At 54.4% G+C, this 1,714-nt stretch carries 1 rRNA gene; it reads right to left on the bottom strand.

Annotation, left to right across the window (positions count from 1 at the left end):
* Window position 1: 1 nt before the first annotated feature.
* Window positions 2-1,714, bottom strand: a 23S ribosomal RNA gene (locus tag JOC78_RS17380); the annotation flags it as partial.

Raw genomic sequence — 1,714 nt, 5'->3', positions numbered from 1 at the left:
TTTGGTTAAGTCCTCGATCGATTAGTATTCGTCAGCTCCACGTGTCGCCACGCTTCCACCTCGAACCTATCTACCTGATCATCTTTCAGGGATCTTACTAGCTTGCGCTATGGGAAATCTCATCTTGAGGGGGGCTTCATGCTTAGATGCTTTCAGCACTTATCCCGTCCGCACATAGCTACCCAGCGATGCCTTTGGCAAGACAACTGGTACACCAGCGGTGCGTCCATCCCGGTCCTCTCGTACTAAGGACAGCTCCTCTCAAATTTCCTGCGCCCGCGACGGATAGGGACCGAACTGTCTCACGACGTTCTGAACCCAGCTCGCGTACCGCTTTAATGGGCGAACAGCCCAACCCTTGGGACCGACTACAGCCCCAGGATGCGATGAGCCGACATCGAGGTGCCAAACCTCCCCGTCGATGTGGACTCTTGGGGGAGATAAGCCTGTTATCCCCGGGGTAGCTTTTATCCGTTGAGCGATGGCCCTTCCATGCGGAACCACCGGATCACTAAGCCCGACTTTCGTCCCTGCTCGACTTGTAGGTCTCGCAGTCAAGCTCCCTTGTGCCTTTACACTCTGCGAATGATTTCCAACCATTCTGAGGGAACCTTTGGGCGCCTCCGTTACATTTTAGGAGGCGACCGCCCCAGTCAAACTGCCCACCTGACACTGTCTCCCACCCCGATCAGGGGTGCGGGTTAGAAGTTCAACACAGCCAGGGTAGTATCCCACCAACGCCTCCACCGAAGCTGGCGCTCCGGTTTCAAAGGCTCCTACCTATCCTGTACAAGCTGTGCCAAAATTCAATATCAGGCTACAGTAAAGCTCCACGGGGTCTTTCCGTCCTGTCGCGGGTAACCTGCATCTTCACAGGTACTATAATTTCACCGAGTCTCTCGTTGAGACAGTGCCCAGATCGTTACGCCTTTCGTGCGGGTCGGAACTTACCCGACAAGGAATTTCGCTACCTTAGGACCGTTATAGTTACGGCCGCCGTTTACTGGGGCTTCAATTCACACCTTCGCTTGCGCTAAGCGCTCCTCTTAACCTTCCAGCACCGGGCAGGCGTCAGCCCCTATACTTCGCCTTGCGGCTTCGCAGAGACCTGTGTTTTTGCTAAACAGTCGCCTGGGCCTATTCACTGCGGCTCCTCGAGGCTATTCACCTCAAAGAGCACCCCTTCTCCCGAAGTTACGGGGTCATTTTGCCGAGTTCCTTAACGAGAGTTCACTCGCTCACCTTAGGATTCTCTCCTCGCCTACCTGTGTCGGTTTGCGGTACGGGCACCTTTTACCTCGCTAGAGGCTTTTCTTGGCAGTGTGGAATCAGGAACTTCGGTACTATATTTCCCTCGCCATCACAGCTCAGCCTTAATGATCACGGGATTTGCCTCGTGATCGGCCTAACTGCTTGGACGCGCATATCCAACAGCGCGCTTACCCTATCCTCCTGCGTCCCCCCATTGCTCAAATGGTAAATAGGTGGTACAGGAATATCAACCTGTTATCCATCGCCTACGCCTTTCGGCCTCGGCTTAGGTCCCGACTAACCCTGAGAGGACGAGCCTTCCTCAGGAAACCTTAGGCATTCGGTGGAAGGGATTCTCACCCTTCTTTCGCTACTCATACCGGCATTCTCACTTCTAAGCGCTCCACCAGTCCTTTCGGTCTAGCTTCACCGCCCTTAGAACGCTCTCCTACCACTGACACCA

This window comes from Bacillus ectoiniformans, from assembly GCF_016908875.1.
Lineage (GTDB): Bacteria > Bacillota > Bacilli > Bacillales > Domibacillaceae > Bacillus_BX > Bacillus_BX ectoiniformans.
The sequence above is the reverse complement of the archived record's forward strand: the minus strand, read 5'-3'. Positions and strand labels throughout refer to the sequence as shown.